Raw genomic sequence first — 16,187 nt, 5'->3', positions numbered from 1 at the left:
GTGTCCGACAGGGAACCCCCGCGGCGCCGGGTGCCAGGACCCGCGAAGCCCGTCCGCCCCGCCAGGACCGGCGCCCCGCGCCGCCCCGCCCAGGGCGGCCGCCCCGCATCCCGCAGGCCCGCCGCCAAGGGCAAGGCCAAGGCCCGTACCATCCGCCTGGGCAGCCCCCGGCCGCGCCTGCGCATGGTCAGCCTCGGCCTGACGCTGGTGATGCTGGCCTTCGTCGTACGGCTGCTGCAGGTGCAGGCCGTCGACGCCAGCGCGTACGCCGCCAAGGCCGAGAAGAACCGCTACTTCACCCACACCCTGGCCGCCGAGCGCGGACGCATCACCGACCGCGCCGGCGTCGAACTGGCGGCCAGCGTGGACGCGTACGACATCACGGCGGACCCCACCCTGTTCACGCCGAAGGAGATGAAGACCGACGACGCGCCCGAGCAGGCGGCCGCGCTGCTGGCCCCGATCCTCGACAAGGACGTCGCCGAGCTCACCGAGAAGCTCAAGACCCCGAAGACGCGTTACGTCCTGCTGGCCCGCCGCCAGAGCCCCCAGGTGTGGAAGCAGATCAAGGACCTGCGCGGCGCGCTCGCCGAGAAGGCGGGCACCGACCCCGCGTCGCCGAACGTGCTGGCCGGCGTCCTCGCCGACCCCAGCAGCAAGCGGGTCTACCCGAACGACGATCTCGGCGCCGGGATACTGGGCTGGGTCAACTCCGACGGCAAGGGCGCGGGCGGCCTGGAGGCACAGCTCGACAAGCAGCTGGCGGGCGAGGACGGCAAGGTCCGCTACGCCCAGTCCGGCGGCCGCCAGGTGCCGACCGCCGGCTCCACGGAGACGCCCGCCGTGCCCGGCTCCGACGTCGAGCTCACCATCGACCGCGACATCCAGTGGGCCGCGCAGAACGCCATCAGCGAGCAGGTCAGGAAGTCCGGGGCCGACCGCGGCTACGTGATAGTGCAGGACACGCGGACCGGCGAGGTCCTCGCGATGGCCAACGCCCCCGGCTTCGACCCGAACGACCTCTCGAAGGCCGACGGCGCCGCCCTCGGCAACGCCGCCCTCGGCAACGCCGCCCTTCAGGACGCCTTCGAGCCCGGCTCCACCGCCAAGGTCATGTCGATGGCCGCCGTCCTGGAGGAGAACGCCGCCACGCCCGGCACCCATGTGACGGTGCCCAACCGGCTGCACCGCGGCGACCGCCTCTTCCAGGACGACATCGACCACCCCACCTGGCACCTGACGCTCAACGGAGTGCTCGCCAAGTCCTCCAACATCGGCACGATCCTCGCCACCGGAGAGCTCGGCAAGACGCAGAAGGAGGTCAACCGGGTCCTCTACTCGTACCTGCGGAAGTTCGGCCTCGGCAAGAAGACCGGGCTCGACTTCCCCGGCGAGACCTCCGGCATCCTCGCGCCCGCCGACAAGTGGTCCACCTCGCAGCAGTTCACGATCCCCTTCGGCCAGGGCGTCTCGATCAACGCCATGCAGGCCGCCTCGGTCTACTCGACCATCGCCAACGACGGCGTACGCGTCGAACCCACCCTGGTGCGCGGCACCAAGGGCCCCGACGGCCGCTTCACGCCCGCGCCGAGGCCCAAGAAGACCCGGGTGGTGAGCGAGAAGACCGCGAAGACCGTGTCGCGGATGCTCGAATCCGTCGTCGACGACGAAGAGGGCACCGGCACCAAGGCCCGCATCCCCGGCTACCGCGTCGCGGGCAAGACCGGTACGGCCAACCGGGTCGACCCGGCCACCGGCCGCTACAAGGGCTACACCTCGTCGTTCGCCGGCTTCGCGCCCGCCGACAAGCCGCGCGTCACGGTCTACTGCGCGATCCAGAACGCCACCAAGGGCAGCTACTTCGGCGGCCAGATCTGCGGACCCATCTACAAGGAAGTCATGGAGTTCGCCCTCAAGACGCTCCAAGTGCCCCCCACCGGAAGCGGCCCGGCCCGCCTTCCGGTGACCTTCAAGCCCTGAGACCCACCAGGAACAGCTCGTGACAACCATCACGCCAGGCTCGGGGAACCACCCCCCGGCACGCCCCTCACTTCGCTCCGAGAGGGGTACGCCCGGTACGCTCACCGCCGTGCCACACGCTGATCAGTCCCAAACCACCCAGAAGGGCGTTCCCGTGACATATCCGGGACCGCCGCGGCCGGACCGGGTCTCCCCGACCTCGCTGACGGAGCTCGCAGGCCAGCTGGGCGTCGCCGACCCGGGCAGTGCGCGGATCACGGGTATCACGCACGACTCGCGCGCCGTGCGCCCCGGCGACATCTACGCCGCCCTGCCCGGCGCCCGGCTGCACGGCGCCGACTTCGTCGCGCAGGCCGCCGACCTCGGTGCCGCCGCGGTGCTCACCGACCCGACCGGCGCCGAGCGCGCGGCCGTGACCGGGCTGCCGGTCCTGGTCGTCGACGACCCGCGCGGCAGCATGGGCGAGCTGGCGGCGACGGTCTACGGCCACCCCGGCCGCGACCTGCTGCAGATCGGCATCACCGGCACGTCGGGCAAGACCACCACCGCGTACCTCATCGAGGGCGGCCTCAAGGGCGCCCGCTCGACCGGCCTCATCGGCACGGTCGAGATGCGCATCGGCGACGAGCGCATCAAGTCGGAGCGCACCACCCCCGAAGCCACCGACCTCCAGGCGCTGTTCGCGGTGATGCGCGAGCGCGGCGTCGAGGCGGTCGCGATGGAGGTCTCCAGCCACGCGTTGGTGCTCGGGCGGGTGGACGGCTGCGTCTTCGACGTCGCCGTCTTCAACAACCTCAGCCCGGAGCACATGGAGTTCCACTCCGGCATGGAGGACTACTTCCAGGCCAAGGCGCAGCTGTTCACCAAGCACCGCTCGCGCCTCGGCGTGGTCAACTTCGACGACGAGTACGGGCGCCGGCTCATCACCGAGTCGGAGGTGCCCGTCACCACCTTCTCCGCCGAGGGCCACCCCGACGCCGACTGGCGGGCCGAGGACGTCGAGGTCGGGCCGCTCGACTCGACGTTCGTCGCGGTCGGCCCCGGCGGCGAGCGGATCACCGCCAAATCGCCGCTCGCGGGCCCCTTCAACGTCGCCAACACCCTCGCCGCGATCGTCTCGCTGGCCGTCGCGGGGATCGACCCGCAGCAGGCCGCCGACGGCATCGCCGCGGTGCCCGGCGTGCCGGGCCGCCTGGAGCGCGTCGACGCGGGCCAGCCCTACCTCGCCGTCGTCGACTACGCCCACAAGACGGACGCCGTCGAATCGGTCCTGCGCGCGCTGCGCAAGGTCACCGAGGGCAAGCTGCACATCGTGCTCGGCTGCGGCGGCGACCGGGACAAGACCAAGCGGATGCCGATGGGCGCGGCCGCGGCCCGCCTCGCCGACACCGCCGTACTGACCTCCGACAACCCCCGTGGCGAGGACCCCCTCGCGATCCTCGCCACGATGCTCGCCGGTGCCGCCGAGGTCCCGGCCCACGAGCGCGGCGACGTCGCCGTGTTCGAGGACCGCGCCGCCGCCATCCGCGCGGCCGTCGTCCGCGCGCGGCCGGGTGACACCGTCCTCGTCGCGGGCAAGGGCCACGAGCAGGGACAGGACATCGCCGGGGTGGTGCGTCCCTTCGACGACCGCCAGGTACTTCGCGAAGCTATCCAGCAAACCCAGGGATGAAGTTGTGATCGCCCTCTCCCTCGCCGAGATCGCCAGCGTCGTCGGCGGGCAGACGTACGACATACCGGATCCGGCCGTCCAGGTCACCGGACCCGTCGTCCGGGACTCCCGTGAGGTGGAGCCCGGCAGCCTCTTCGTCGCCTTCGTCGGCGAGCGCGTCGACGGCCACGACTACGCGGCGGACGTCGTCGCGGCAGGCGCCGCGGCCGTCCTCGCCTCGCGGCCCGTCGGCGTGCCCGCCATCGTCGTGGACGACGTGCAGGCGGCGCTCGGCGCCCTTGCCAGACACGTCGTGGAGCGGCTCGGCGCGACCCTCGTGGCGCTGACCGGCTCCGTCGGCAAGACCAGCTCCAAGGACCTCCTCGCGCAGGTCCTGCGGCGCCACGCGCCGACGGTCTGGACGCCGGGCTCGTTCAACAACGAGATCGGCCTGCCGCTCACCGCGCTCAGCGCCACCGACGAGACGCGCTTCCTCATCCTGGAGATGGGAGCGCGCGGAATCGGCCACATCCGGTACCTCACCGGCCTCACCCCGCCGAGGATCGGCCTCGTCCTGAACGTCGGAACCGCCCACATCGGCGAGTTCGGCGGACGCGAGCAGATCGCACAAGCGAAGGGTGAGCTGGTCGAGTCGCTGCCCGCGGAAGGCGCCGCGGTCCTCAACGCCGACGACCCGCTCGTCCGCGCGATGGCGTCGCGCACGAAGGCGCGCGTGCTCCTCTTCGGAGAGGCCGAGGACGCCGACGTACGTGCGGAGAATGTCCGGCTCACGGAGAACGGACAGCCCGCTTTTACGCTGCACACACCCTCCGGGTGCAGCGACGTGACCTTGCGGCTGTACGGTGAGCACCACGTGTCGAACGCGCTTGCCGCGGCCGCCGTCGCCCATGAGCTGGGCATGTCCGTGGACGAGATCGCCCTCGCGCTCTCCGAGGCGGGCACGCTGTCCCGCTGGCGGATGGAGGTCACCGAGCGCCCGGACGGCGTGACGGTCGTCAACGACGCCTACAACGCGAACCCCGAGTCCATGCGAGCCGCCCTGCGCGCGCTCGCGGCCATGGGCAAGGGGCGCCGTACGTGGGCGGTGCTCGGTCACATGGCCGAGCTCGGGGACGAGGGTCTCGCCGAGCACGACGCGGTCGGACGACTTGCCGTCCGGCTCAACGTGAGCAAGCTCGTGGCAGTCGGGGGCAGGGAAGCGTCCTGGCTCCAACTGGGCGCATACAACGAGGGTTCGTGGGGTGAGGAGTCGGTGCACGTGTCCGACGCACAGGCGGCGATCGACCTGCTGCGCAATGAACTGCGCCCAGGAGACGTCGTGCTGGTGAAGGCGTCCAGATCGGTCGGTCTCGAAAAGGTCGCCACGGCGCTCCTCGACGACGCCGCGGTGTCTTCTGAGGGGCAGGTCTCCGGCCGATGAGGCAGATCCTCTTCGCGGGCGTGATCGGGCTCTTCCTGACCCTGGTCGGTACCCCGCTGCTGATCAAGCTCCTGGCCCGCAAGGGCTACGGCCAGTTCATCCGGGACGACGGCCCGCGCGAGCACCACAGCAAGCGCGGTACGCCGACCATGGGTGGCATCGCCTTCATCCTGGCCACGCTCATCGCGTACTTCCTCACGAAGGTCATCACCGGCACGGAGACCACGCTCTCCGGCCTCCTGGTGCTCTTCCTGATGGCGGGCATGGGCCTCGTCGGTTTCCTCGACGACTACATCAAGATCGTCAAGCAGCGTTCGCTCGGTCTGCGCGCCAAGGCGAAGATGGCCGGCCAGCTGATCGTCGGCATCGGCTTCGCCGTGCTCGCGCTGAACTGGCCGGACAACCGGAACCAGACCCCGGCCTCCACCAAGCTGTCGTTCGTCACGGACTTCGGCTGGTCGATCGGCCCGGTCCTGTTCGTGGTCTGGGCGCTGTTCATGATCCTCGCGATGTCGAACGGCGTGAACCTCACCGACGGTCTGGACGGCCTCGCCACCGGCGCCTCCGTGATGGTCTTCGGCGCCTACACCTTCATCGGTGTCTGGCAGTACCAGGAGTCCTGCGCCAACGCGACGACGCTGACCAACCCGCAGGCGTGCTTCGAGGTCAGAGACCCGCTCGACCTCGCCGTGGTGGCCTCCGCACTGATGGGCGCCTGCTTCGGCTTCCTGTGGTGGAACACCTCGCCCGCCAAGATCTTCATGGGTGACACAGGCTCGCTCGCCCTCGGCGGCGCGCTCGCGGGCCTCGCGATCTGCTCCCGCACGGAGCTGCTCCTCGCGCTGCTCGGCGGCCTCTTCGTCCTCATCACCATGTCGGTCGTCATCCAGGTCGGCTCGTTCCGGATGACCGGTAAGCGGGTCTTCCGGATGGCGCCACTCCAGCACCACTTCGAACTCAAGGGGTGGTCCGAGGTCCTTGTGGTGGTCCGCTTCTGGATCATCCAGGGCATGTGCGTGATCGTCGGCCTCGGTCTCTTCTACGCGGGATGGGCAGCCGAAAAGTGACCTCTGTGTCCGACTGGCAGGGCAGGAACATCACCGTCGCCGGTCTCGGCGTGAGCGGCGTCAGCGCCGCCCGCGCCCTGGCCGGCCTCGGCGCGACGGTGACCGTCGTGGACGGCGGCTCCGGAGAGGCGCATCGGGAACGCGCGGCCTCGCTGGAGAGCGAGGGCATCTCCGTACGCCTGGGCGACGCCGAGAGCCTGCCGCCCGGCACGGACCTCGTCGTCACCTCGCCGGGCTGGAAGCCGTCGTCACCGCTGTTCGCCGCGGCCGCGGAGGCGGGCGTGGACGTCATCGGCGACGTCGAGGTCGCCTGGCGGCTGCGCGGCCCCGACGCGGCGCCCTGGCTCGCCGTCACGGGCACCAACGGCAAGACCACGACCACGCAGATGCTCGCCTCGATCCTGACGGCGGCGGGCCTGCGTACGGCGGCCGTCGGCAACATCGGCACCCCGATCGTGGACGTGGTCCTCGAAGGCGACGACGCGTACGACGTGTTCGCCGTCGAGCTGTCCTCGTACCAGCTGCACTGGGCGCCCTCGCTGCGCGCCCACTCCGCGGCCGTCCTCAACCTCGCGCCGGACCACCTGGACTGGCACGGCTCCATGGAGGCGTACGCCGCCGACAAGGGCCGCATCTACGAGGGCAACCGGATCGCCTGCGTCTACAACGTGGCGGACAAGGCGACCGAGGACCTGGTCCGCGAGGCCGACGTCGAAGAGGGCTGCCGCGCCATCGGTTTCACGCTGAACGCGCCCGCGCCCTCGCAACTGGGCGTCGTCGACGGCATCCTGGTCGACCGTGCCTTCGTGCCGGACCGCCAGAAGCAGGCCCAGGAGCTCGCCGAGATCTCCGACGTCCAGCCGCCCGCGCCGCACAACATCGCCAACGCGCTGGCCGCCGCGGCCCTCGCGCGCGCCTTCGGCGTGCAGGCGACGGCCGTACGCGACGGGCTGCGGGCCTTCCGCCCGGACGCCCACCGCATCGAACACGTCGCCGACGTCGAGGGCGTGGCCTACGTCGACGACTCCAAGGCCACCAACACCCACGCCGCCCAGGCGTCGTTGGCGGCGTACGAGTCGATCGTCTGGATCGCGGGCGGGCTCGCCAAGGGCGCCACCTTCGACGAGCTCGTCGCCGGTGCGGCGAAGCGGCTGCGCGGTGCCGTCCTCATCGGCGCCGACCGCGAGCTGATCCGCGAAGCCCTCGCGCGACACGCGCCCGAGGTCCCGGTCGTCGACCTCGACCGGACCGACACTGGGGCGATGTCCGAGGCGGTACGGCGGGCGGCGGAGCTGGCTCAGCCGGGGGACACCGTGCTGATGGCTCCGGCCTGTGCGTCGATGGACATGTTCACCAACTACAACAAGCGTGGTGAAGCGTTCGCGGCGGCCGTCCGCGAACTCGGTCCCACGCGCGCCTGACCGGGCTCTCCGCCCGCCGGGCGCCGGGCACACCCTTGGGAGGGGAACGTGGCCAGGTCATCCGTGCGGGTCGCCAGACGACCGGCTCCGGTACGCGCCAGAGGTGCCTCCCACCCGCCGGGCGAGAGCGGGCCCCGGCGGCTCCTGAACAGGGTCCGCCGGGCGTGGGACCGGCCGCTCACCGCGTACTACCTCATCCTCGGCAGCAGCCTGCTGCTCACCGGGCTCGGCCTGGTGATGGTCTACTCCGCCTCGATGATCCAGGCGCTGCAGCTCGACCTGCCCGCCTCGTACTTCTTCCGCAAGCAGTTCGTGGCGGCCGTGCTCGGCGCGATCCTGCTCCTGGTCGCCATGCGGATGCCCATCAAGCTGCACCGGGCGCTCGCCTATCCGATCCTCGCGGTGACCGTCTTCCTGATGGTCCTCGTGCAGATCCCGGGGATAGGGCGCAGCGTCAACGGCAACCAGAACTGGATCTACCTGGGCGGCCCCTTCCAGCTCCAGCCCAGTGAGTTCGGCAAGCTCGCCCTGGTCCTGTGGGGCGCCGACCTGCTGGCGCGCAAACACGACAAGCGGCTCCTCGCCCAGTGGAAGCACATGCTGGTGCCGCTCGTGCCGGTCGCCTTCATGCTGCTCGGACTCATCATGCTCGGCGGCGACATGGGTACCGCGATCATTCTCACCGCGATCCTCTTCGGCCTGCTGTGGCTCGCGGGAGCACCGACCCGGCTCTTCGCCGGCGTGCTCGGCATCGCGGCGCTGCTCGGTGTGATTCTCATCAAGACCAGCCCCAACCGCATGGCCAGGCTGGCGTGCATCGGCGCCACCGACCCCGGCCCCGGCGACCAGTGCTGGCAGGCCGTACACGGCATTTATGCCCTGGCCTCCGGCGGATTCTTCGGTTCCGGACTCGGCGCGAGTGTGGAAAAATGGGGTCAACTTCCTGAACCCCACACGGACTTCATCTTCGCCATCACCGGGGAGGAACTCGGTCTGGCGGGGACACTGTCGGTGCTCGCCCTGTTCGCGGCTCTAGGCTATGCGGGTATCCGCGTGGCCGGACGCACGGAGGACCCCTTCGTGAGGTATGCCGCGGGAGGCGTGACCACCTGGATCACGGCGCAGGCCGTGATCAACGTCGGTGCGGTGCTCGGTCTGCTGCCGATCGCCGGTGTCCCGCTCCCGCTGTTCTCCTACGGGGGTTCGGCCCTGCTGCCGACCATGTTCGCCATCGGACTCCTCATCGCCTTCGCGCGATCGGACCCGGCGGCGAAGGCGGCCCTGGCCATGCGGCAACCTCGGGTGAGATGGAACACGATGCGACGGCGCGTCAAGGCGCGTTCGTCCGGAGAGCGGTGAATTTCGGTGCATGTCGTACTCGCCGGTGGGGGGACCGCCGGCCACATCGAGCCCGCGCTCGCCCTCGCGGACGCCCTGCGGAGGCAGGACCCGACCGTGGGCATCACGGCCCTGGGCACGGAGCGCGGACTCGAAACCCGGCTCGTACCCGAGCGGGGCTACGAACTCGCGCTGATCCCGGCCGTCCCGCTGCCGCGCAAGCCCACCCCTGAGCTGATCACCGTCCCGGGGCGGCTGCGCGGCACCATCAAGGCGGCCGAGCAGATCCTGGAGCGCACCAAGGCGGACTGCGTCGTCGGCTTCGGCGGCTACGTCGCCCTGCCCGGCTACCTCGCGGCCAAGCGGACCGGGACGCCGATCGTCGTGCACGAGGCCAACGCGCGCCCCGGCCTCGCCAACAAGATCGGTTCGCGGTACGCCCACGGGGTGGCCGTCGCCACCCCCGACAGCAAGCTGCGCAACTCCCGCTACATCGGCATCCCGTTGCGGCACACCATCGCGACGCTCGACCGGGCCCGGGTCCGCCCGGAGGCGCGCGCCGCCTTCGGCCTCGACCCGAACCTGCCGACCCTGCTCGTCTCGGGCGGCTCGCAGGGCGCCCGGCGGCTCAACGAGGTCGTCCAGCAGGTCGCGCCGGTGCTCCAGCGCGCGGGCATCCAGATCCTGCACGCGGTCGGCCCGAAGAACGAATTGCCGCAGGTGCACCAGATGCCGGGGATGCCCCCGTACATCCCGGTACCGTACGTGGACCGGATGGACCTCGCGTACGCCGCGGCCGACATGATGCTCTGCCGCGCGGGCGCGATGACCGTGGCCGAACTCTCCGCCGTCGGGCTCCCCGCCGCGTACGTGCCGCTGCCGATCGGCAACGGCGAACAGCGGCTCAACGCCCAGCCGGTGGTCAAGGCGGGCGGCGGACTCCTCGTCGACGACGCGGAACTGACGCCCGAGTGGGTCCAGGGCAACGTGCTTCCCGTGCTCGCCGACCCGCACCGGCTGTACGAGATGTCCCGCGCGGCCTCGGAGTTCGGCCGCAGGGACGCCGACGACCTCCTCGTCGGCATGGTGTACGAGGCGATTGCGTCACGCCGCAACGCGTGAGAAGGCAGGGGACCGTGGCCGGACCGACCACCGCCGAACGGCAGCGGCAGAAGTCCGGCCCGCCCCGCCCGCAGCGGGTCCGCCGCCTCCGGCTCCCGCGTTCGCGCACTCTGATCGTCGTACTGGTGCTCGCCGTGCTGCTCGGCGCCGGCGGGCTCTGGGCGCTCTACGGCTCGCAGTGGCTGCGCCTTGAGCGCGTGACGACGTCGGGAACCGGCGTCCTGACGCCCGAAGAAGTGCGGGAGGCGGCCGACGCCCCCGTCGGGACACCACTGATTTCGGTCGACACGGATGCCATCGAGGAGCGGCTGCGCTCAAAATTGCCCCGGATTGACTCGGTTGACGTCGTCCGGTCCTGGCCGCACGGAATCGGACTCAAAGTGACGGAACGCAAGCCGGCGCTCGTTCTCGAAAAGGGCGGAAAGTTCGTCGAAGTGGACGCCAAGGGAGTGCGATTCGCCACGGTCGAGCGCGCGCCCAAGGGGGTGCCGGAGCTCGAACTGGCGCTGGACCGGGAGAGCGGGGCGGCCAGCCTGCGCCGGTTCGGCACCGGCCGGCTGCTGCGCGAGGCGGTGCGGGTCGCCGGTGACCTGCCCGAAGCGGTGGCCCGCGACACCCGGAACCTTAAGGTCCGCTCGTACGACTCCATCTCGCTGGAGTTGACCGACGGGCGCACCGTCGCCTGGGGCAGTGGCGAGAAGGGCCGGGCCAAGGCCACTACCCTCGTCGCGCTGATGAAAGCGGCTCCCAAGGCACGGCACTTCGATGTGAGCGTCCCCACCGCCCCTGCGTCAGCGGGGAGTTGACGCATATCGTCGCAGGCCAGCACCCTGGTTCGGCAGCGCTACGGCTGATCACATAGGGTGAAAAGAAAAACGGGAGGTTCGGCGTGTTCGTTGAACGTGCGCCACTTGTCGACTTAGTGTCCTGTTCGGAAGAGTCCAAGGAACAGACACACTGGTAACCCTAAACTTCAGCGTTAGGGTTCGGGTCGGCGTTCGGACCGTCCCATTCGGCATCAGTCGCCGCATCGCATCGATGCGAAACGGCGACACGTAACTCGAGGCGAGAGGCCTTCGACGTGGCAGCACCGCAGAACTACCTCGCAGTCATCAAAGTCATCGGTGTCGGCGGCGGTGGTGTCAATGCCATCAACCGGATGATCGAGGTCGGTCTCAAGGGCGTCGAGTTCATCGCCATCAACACCGACGCGCAAGCCCTGTTGATGAGCGACGCCGACGTCAAGCTCGACGTCGGCCGTGAACTCACCCGCGGCCTCGGCGCCGGCGCCAACCCGGCCGTCGGCCGCAAGGCCGCAGAGGACCACCGCGAGGAGATCGAGGAGGTCCTCAAGGGGGCCGACATGGTCTTCGTCACCGCCGGCGAAGGCGGCGGCACCGGCACCGGCGGCGCACCCGTCGTCGCCAACATCGCGCGCTCGCTCGGCGCCCTCACCATCGGCGTGGTCACCCGGCCGTTCACCTTCGAGGGCCGCCGCCGCGCCAACCAGGCCGAGGACGGCATCGCGGAGCTGCGCGAAGAGGTCGACACCCTCATCGTCATCCCCAACGACCGGCTGCTCTCCATCTCGGACCGCCAGGTCTCCGTCCTCGACGCGTTCAAGTCGGCGGACCAGGTCCTGCTCTCCGGTGTCCAGGGCATCACCGACCTGATCACCACGCCCGGCCTGATCAACCTCGACTTCGCCGACGTCAAGTCGGTCATGTCCGAGGCCGGTTCGGCCCTCATGGGCATCGGCTCGGCCCGCGGCGACGACCGCGCGGTGGCCGCCGCCGAGATGGCGATCTCCTCGCCGCTCCTTGAGGCGTCCATCGACGGCGCCCGCGGCGTGCTGCTCTCCATCTCCGGCGGCTCGGACCTCGGCCTCTTCGAGATCAACGAAGCGGCCCAGCTGGTCAGCGAGGCCGCACACCCCGAGGCGAACATCATCTTCGGAGCGGTCATCGACGACGCGCTCGGCGACGAGGTCAGGGTCACCGTCATCGCGGCGGGCTTCGACGGCGGACAGCCACCGTCCAAGCGGGACAACGTCCTCGGCTCGGCGTCGTCGGGAGCCCCCAAGCGCGAGGAGCCGGCCCCGTCCTCCGCAACGTCCCGCCCTGCGGAATCGTCCCGCCCGGCCTTCGGCAGCCTCGGCAGCGTCACCCCGCGCGACGAGCCCTCGGCCCCGGAGCCCGCGGAGCCGGCCCCGGTGAGCGAGGCCCCGTCCGCGCCGTCGGCCCCGCCGCAGGTGCCGCCGGCCCGTCCCTACCAGGACAGCCAGGCCGAAGAGCTGGACGTGCCGGACTTCTTGAAGTGATAAGCGAGCACAGCACCGTGAGCGGCGCGCACTTCGCCTTCACCGACAGGTGGGGCGGGGTGAGCGCCGTTCCGTACGAAGAGCTCAACCTCGGCGGCGCGGTCGGCGACGACCCCGAGGCCGTGCGCACCAACCGCGCGCTGGCCGCCAAGTCCCTCGACCTCGACCCGGCCCTGGTCGTCTGGATGAACCAGGTGCACGGCCGCGACGTCGCCGTGGTCGAAGGGCCCTGGGGGTCCGACGCCGAGATCCCGGCCGTCGACGCGGTGGTGACCGCCCGCAGGGGCCTCGCCCTCGCCGTCCTCACCGCGGACTGCACGCCCGTCCTGCTCGCCGATCCGGTGGCCGGGGTCGCGGCCGCGGCGCACGCGGGCCGCCCCGGCATGGTGGCGGGAGTCGTGCCCGCCACCGTCGAGGCCATGGTGAAGCTCGGCGCGGACCCCGGGCGCATCGTCGCCCGCACCGGCCCCGCCGTCTGCGGGCGTTGCTACGAAGTGCCGGAGGCGATGCGCGCCGATGTCGCCGCCGTCGAGCCCGCGGCGTACGCCGGGACGAGTTGGGGTACGCCGGCGGTCGACGTGACCGCCGGGGTGCACGCGCAACTGGAGCGGCTGGGGGTGTGCGACCGGGGGCAGCCGCCGGTGTGCACCCTGGAATCCGGTGACCATTTCTCGTACCGCCGCGACCGGACCACCGGCCGCCTCGCGGGCTATGTCTGGCTGGACTGATAGGGCATGACGGAGCGTAAGTCTCAACTCGCCGCAAATCTGGCGAAGGTCGAGGAGCGCATCGCCGCGGCGTGCGCGGCGGCCGGGCGCAAGCGGGAAGAAGTGACCCTGATCGTGGTCACGAAGACCTATCCGGCGAGCGATGTGCGGATTCTCTCCGAACTCGGTGTGCGGCACGTCGCGGAGAACCGCGACCAGGACGCGGCGCCGAAGGCGGCCGAGAGCGCGGACCTGCCCCTCACATGGCACTTCGTCGGTCAGCTGCAGACCAACAAAGTCCGTTCCGTGACCGGTTATGCCGATCTGGTGCAGTCCGTTGATCGTCCCAAGCTCGTCACAGCTCTCTCGACGGCCGCGGTGCGCGCCGAGCGCGAGATCGGCTGCCTGATCCAGGTCGCGCTCGACGCCGAGGAGAACGGCCGGGGCGAGCGAGGGGGCGTGGGGCCCGGTGGAATCGAAGAGTTGGCCGACCTCGTGGCGGGGGCGCCGGGGCTGCGGCTCGATGGTCTGATGACCGTAGCGCCGCTGACCGGTCCGTACGCCGGACGGCAACAGGCGGCGTTCGAGCGGCTGATGGAATTCTCAACCCTCATGCGCGCGGCTCATCCTGCTGCGAACATGGTGTCGGCAGGGATGAGTGCGGACCTCGAACAGGCTGTGGCGGCCGGGGCGACACATGTGCGCGTCGGTACGGCGGTACTCGGAGTCCGACCCGGCCTCGGGTAACGTCGCCAAGAAGTCGGACCACAGCAGAAAATATGGTCATTCTCGCTGTTGGGCGGGGATACCTCGTGGATCGCGGGCAGTTGACGACGACAGCCGATCCACCACAGAGCGGAGGACTCAGAGCATGGCCGGCGCGATGCGCAAGATGGCGGTCTACCTCGGCCTCGTGGAGGACGATGGGTACGACGGTCCGGGGTTCGACCCCGATGACGAGTTCGAACCCGAGCCGGAGCCCGAGCGCGACCGCAGGAGGCACGAACCACCGCATCAGTCGCACCAGTCCCATCAGTCACAACGGGACGAATCGGTACGAGTGGTGCAGCCGCCCGCCCCGCGCGAGCCGGCGGCCCATTCCGCTTCGCCATCCGCGGAATCCGGACGTCCGGCGCGAATCGCCCCCGTGGCATCCATCACACCTGAACGCCAGAGCCTGGAGAAGAACGCACCGGTGATCATGCCCAAGGTCGTGTCCGAGCGGGAGCCCTACCGCATCACCACATTGCACCCCCGGACCTACAACGAGGCCCGTACCATCGGGGAACACTTCCGTGAGGGCACCCCGGTGATCATGAATCTGACCGAGATGGACGACACGGACGCGAAGCGACTTGTCGACTTTGCGGCCGGTTTGGTCTTCGGCCTGCATGGCAGCATTGAACGAGTGACGCAGAAGGTGTTCCTGTTGTCGCCTGCTAACGTCGATGTAACGGCGGAGGACAAGGCTCGCATCGCAGAGGGCGGGTTCTTCAACCAGAGCTGAGACGCAGTGATGCAGTAGTTGCCGTAGACGCAGTACCGGAACGACGAAGTACGAGTAACAGGGGAGAGGGAACCGCGAACATGAGCGTGGTCGTGCAGGTGCTTTACATCGCGCTGATGTGCTTCCTCATCGTGCTGATCTTCCGGCTCGTCATGGACTACGTCTTCCAGTTCGCCCGCTCATGGCAACCCGGCAAGCCGATGGTGGTCGTTCTGGAGGCCACCTACACTGTCACTGATCCACCGCTCAAGCTCCTGCGGCGGTTCATTCCGCCGCTGCGTCTCGGGGGCGTGGCGCTCGACCTGTCCTTCTTCGTACTGATGATCATCGTCTACATCCTGATCCACATCGTGAGTCAGCTGTGATGAGTGCGATGTCTAATACGGTCTTGCCGAATGCCGACGACTACGTTGAGGTGAAGAGATGCCGTTGACCCCCGAGGACGTGCGGAACAAACAGTTCACGACCGTCCGCCTCCGAGAAGGCTATGACGAGGACGAGGTCGATGCCTTCCTCGATGAGGTCGAAGCCGAACTGACGCGACTCCTCCGCGAGAACGAGGACCTGCGCGCCAAGCTCGCCGCGGCCACCCGCGCCGCCGCGCAGAACCAGCAGCAGGGCGGGATGCGCAAGGGCCCCGACGGGCCGCAGGACCAGCGCGGTCCCGGCGCCCCCGTGCCCGCCGCAATATCAGGTCCGCAGCCGGTGCCGCCGCAGCAGCATCAGCAGCAGCAGATGGGCGGCCCCATGGGCGGCCCGCCGCAGCTGCCCGGTGGCGCGCCGCAGCTGCCCGCAGGCCCCAGCGGCCACGGCCAGGGGCACGGCCCGCAGGGCGGTCCGCAGGGTCCGGGACCGATGGGTCAGGGCCCGATGGGCGGTCCCATGGGTGGCCCCATGGGCGGTCACGGTCCGCAGATGCCGCAGCCCGGTCAGGGCCCCGGTGGCGACAGCGCCGCCCGGGTGCTCTCCCTGGCGCAGCAGACCGCCGACCAGGCGATCGCGGAGGCCCGCTCCGAGGCCAACAAGATCGTCGGCGAGGCTCGCTCGCGCGCCGAGGGCCTTGAGCGTGACGCCCGTGCCAAGGCCGACGCCCTGGAGCGGGACGCGCAGGAGAAGCACCGCGTCGCGATGGGCTCCCTGGAGTCCGCTCGCGCCACGCTGGAGCGCAAGGTCGAGGACCTGCGCGGCTTCGAGCGCGAGTACCGCACGCGTCTGAAGTCCTACCTGGAGTCGCAGCTGCGCCAGCTGGAGACCCAGGCCGACGACTCGCTGGCCCCGCCGCGCACGCCGGCCACCGCCTCGCTGCCGCCGTCCCCGGCGCCGTCGATGGCTCCGGCCGGTGCGGGTGCCCCGTCGTACGGCGGCAACCAGTCGATGGGCGGCAACCAGCCGGGCAGCGGTCCGTCCTACGGCGGCCAGCAGCAGATGTCCCCGGCGATGACCCAGCCGATGGCGCCGGTGCGGCCGCAGGGCCAGCAGCCGATGCAGCAGGCTCCGTCGCCGATGCGTGGCTTCCTCATCGACGAGGACGACAACTGACGGGCATGACCACGCCTTAGGCGTCGGCAGCGTTCAGGGCCGGGCCCCCGGATTTTCCGGGGGCCCGGCCCTTTGCCGTACGTGGGTGGACAAC

14 protein-coding genes are annotated in these 16,187 nt (G+C 70.4%); all 14 read left to right on the top strand.

Features of this window, described 5'->3' with window-relative positions; all coding sequences use genetic code 11:
* The 14 genes from AB0H82_RS14560 (at position 1) to AB0H82_RS14495 (ending at position 16,093) form a co-directional block, all read left to right on the top strand.
* Positions 1-1,980, top strand: coding sequence for a penicillin-binding protein 2 (locus tag AB0H82_RS14560; RefSeq protein WP_362992432.1), 1,980 nt, complete (start codon positions 1-3; stop codon positions 1,978-1,980).
* A 19-nt stretch (positions 1,981-1,999) separates the two neighbouring features.
* Entirely contained in the window at positions 2,000-3,652 is a 1,653-nt protein-coding gene (locus AB0H82_RS14555; RefSeq protein ID WP_362992430.1) for a UDP-N-acetylmuramoyl-L-alanyl-D-glutamate--2,6-diaminopimelate ligase, read from the top strand.
* A gap of 4 nt (positions 3,653-3,656) precedes the next feature.
* Entirely contained in the window at positions 3,657-5,072 is a 1,416-nt protein-coding gene (murF, locus tag AB0H82_RS14550; RefSeq protein ID WP_362992428.1) for a UDP-N-acetylmuramoyl-tripeptide--D-alanyl-D-alanine ligase, read from the top strand.
* Complete coding sequence (gene mraY / locus AB0H82_RS14545; protein WP_125512299.1) at positions 5,069-6,139, top strand: phospho-N-acetylmuramoyl-pentapeptide-transferase; 1,071 nt, start codon at positions 5,069-5,071, stop codon at positions 6,137-6,139. The genes murF and mraY overlap by 4 nt, the downstream gene beginning before the upstream one ends.
* On the top strand, positions 6,121-7,560 hold the full coding sequence (gene murD / locus AB0H82_RS14540) for a UDP-N-acetylmuramoyl-L-alanine--D-glutamate ligase (RefSeq protein WP_362992426.1): 1,440 nt from the start codon (positions 6,121-6,123) through the stop codon (positions 7,558-7,560). Before mraY ends, murD begins: the two co-directional genes overlap by 19 nt.
* Positions 7,561-7,623: 63 nt before the next feature.
* Entirely contained in the window at positions 7,624-8,919 is a 1,296-nt protein-coding gene (gene ftsW / locus AB0H82_RS14535) for a putative lipid II flippase FtsW (RefSeq protein ID WP_362992532.1), read from the top strand.
* A 6-nt stretch (positions 8,920-8,925) separates the two neighbouring features.
* Complete coding sequence (murG, locus tag AB0H82_RS14530; protein ID WP_362992424.1) at positions 8,926-10,020, top strand: undecaprenyldiphospho-muramoylpentapeptide beta-N-acetylglucosaminyltransferase; 1,095 nt, start codon at positions 8,926-8,928, stop codon at positions 10,018-10,020.
* 14 nt (positions 10,021-10,034) lie between these two features.
* Positions 10,035-10,826 carry an FtsQ-type POTRA domain-containing protein gene (locus AB0H82_RS14525; protein ID WP_362992422.1) on the top strand — a complete coding sequence of 264 codons (792 nt, stop codon included), beginning with the start codon at positions 10,035-10,037 and terminating at the stop codon, positions 10,824-10,826.
* 275 nt (positions 10,827-11,101) lie between these two features.
* Positions 11,102-12,340, top strand: a complete 1,239-nt coding sequence (ftsZ, locus tag AB0H82_RS14520) for a cell division protein FtsZ (RefSeq protein ID WP_362992420.1) — start codon at positions 11,102-11,104, stop codon at positions 12,338-12,340.
* Positions 12,337-13,068 carry a peptidoglycan editing factor PgeF gene (gene pgeF, locus AB0H82_RS14515; RefSeq protein WP_362992418.1) on the top strand — a complete coding sequence of 244 codons (732 nt, stop codon included), beginning with the start codon at positions 12,337-12,339 and terminating at the stop codon, positions 13,066-13,068. Before ftsZ ends, pgeF begins: the two co-directional genes overlap by 4 nt.
* Before the next feature lie 6 nt (positions 13,069-13,074).
* Positions 13,075-13,794 carry a YggS family pyridoxal phosphate-dependent enzyme gene (locus AB0H82_RS14510; RefSeq protein WP_362992416.1) on the top strand — a complete coding sequence of 240 codons (720 nt, stop codon included), beginning with the start codon at positions 13,075-13,077 and terminating at the stop codon, positions 13,792-13,794.
* Between the two features lie 124 nt (positions 13,795-13,918).
* Positions 13,919-14,554, top strand: coding sequence for a cell division protein SepF (gene sepF / locus AB0H82_RS14505; RefSeq protein WP_362992414.1), 636 nt, complete (start codon positions 13,919-13,921; stop codon positions 14,552-14,554).
* A gap of 80 nt (positions 14,555-14,634) precedes the next feature.
* On the top strand, positions 14,635-14,919 hold the full coding sequence (locus AB0H82_RS14500; protein ID WP_150166801.1) for a YggT family protein: 285 nt from the start codon (positions 14,635-14,637) through the stop codon (positions 14,917-14,919).
* A 58-nt stretch (positions 14,920-14,977) separates the two neighbouring features.
* Positions 14,978-16,093, top strand: a complete 1,116-nt coding sequence (locus AB0H82_RS14495) for a DivIVA domain-containing protein (protein ID WP_362992412.1) — start codon at positions 14,978-14,980, stop codon at positions 16,091-16,093.
* The last annotated feature ends 94 nt before the right edge of the window (positions 16,094-16,187 follow it).

The sequence above is a fragment of the Streptomyces sp. NPDC050732 genome, assembly GCF_040654255.1.
Lineage (GTDB): Bacteria > Actinomycetota > Actinomycetes > Streptomycetales > Streptomycetaceae > Streptomyces.
This window is presented reverse-complemented; position numbering and strand designations above follow the sequence as displayed.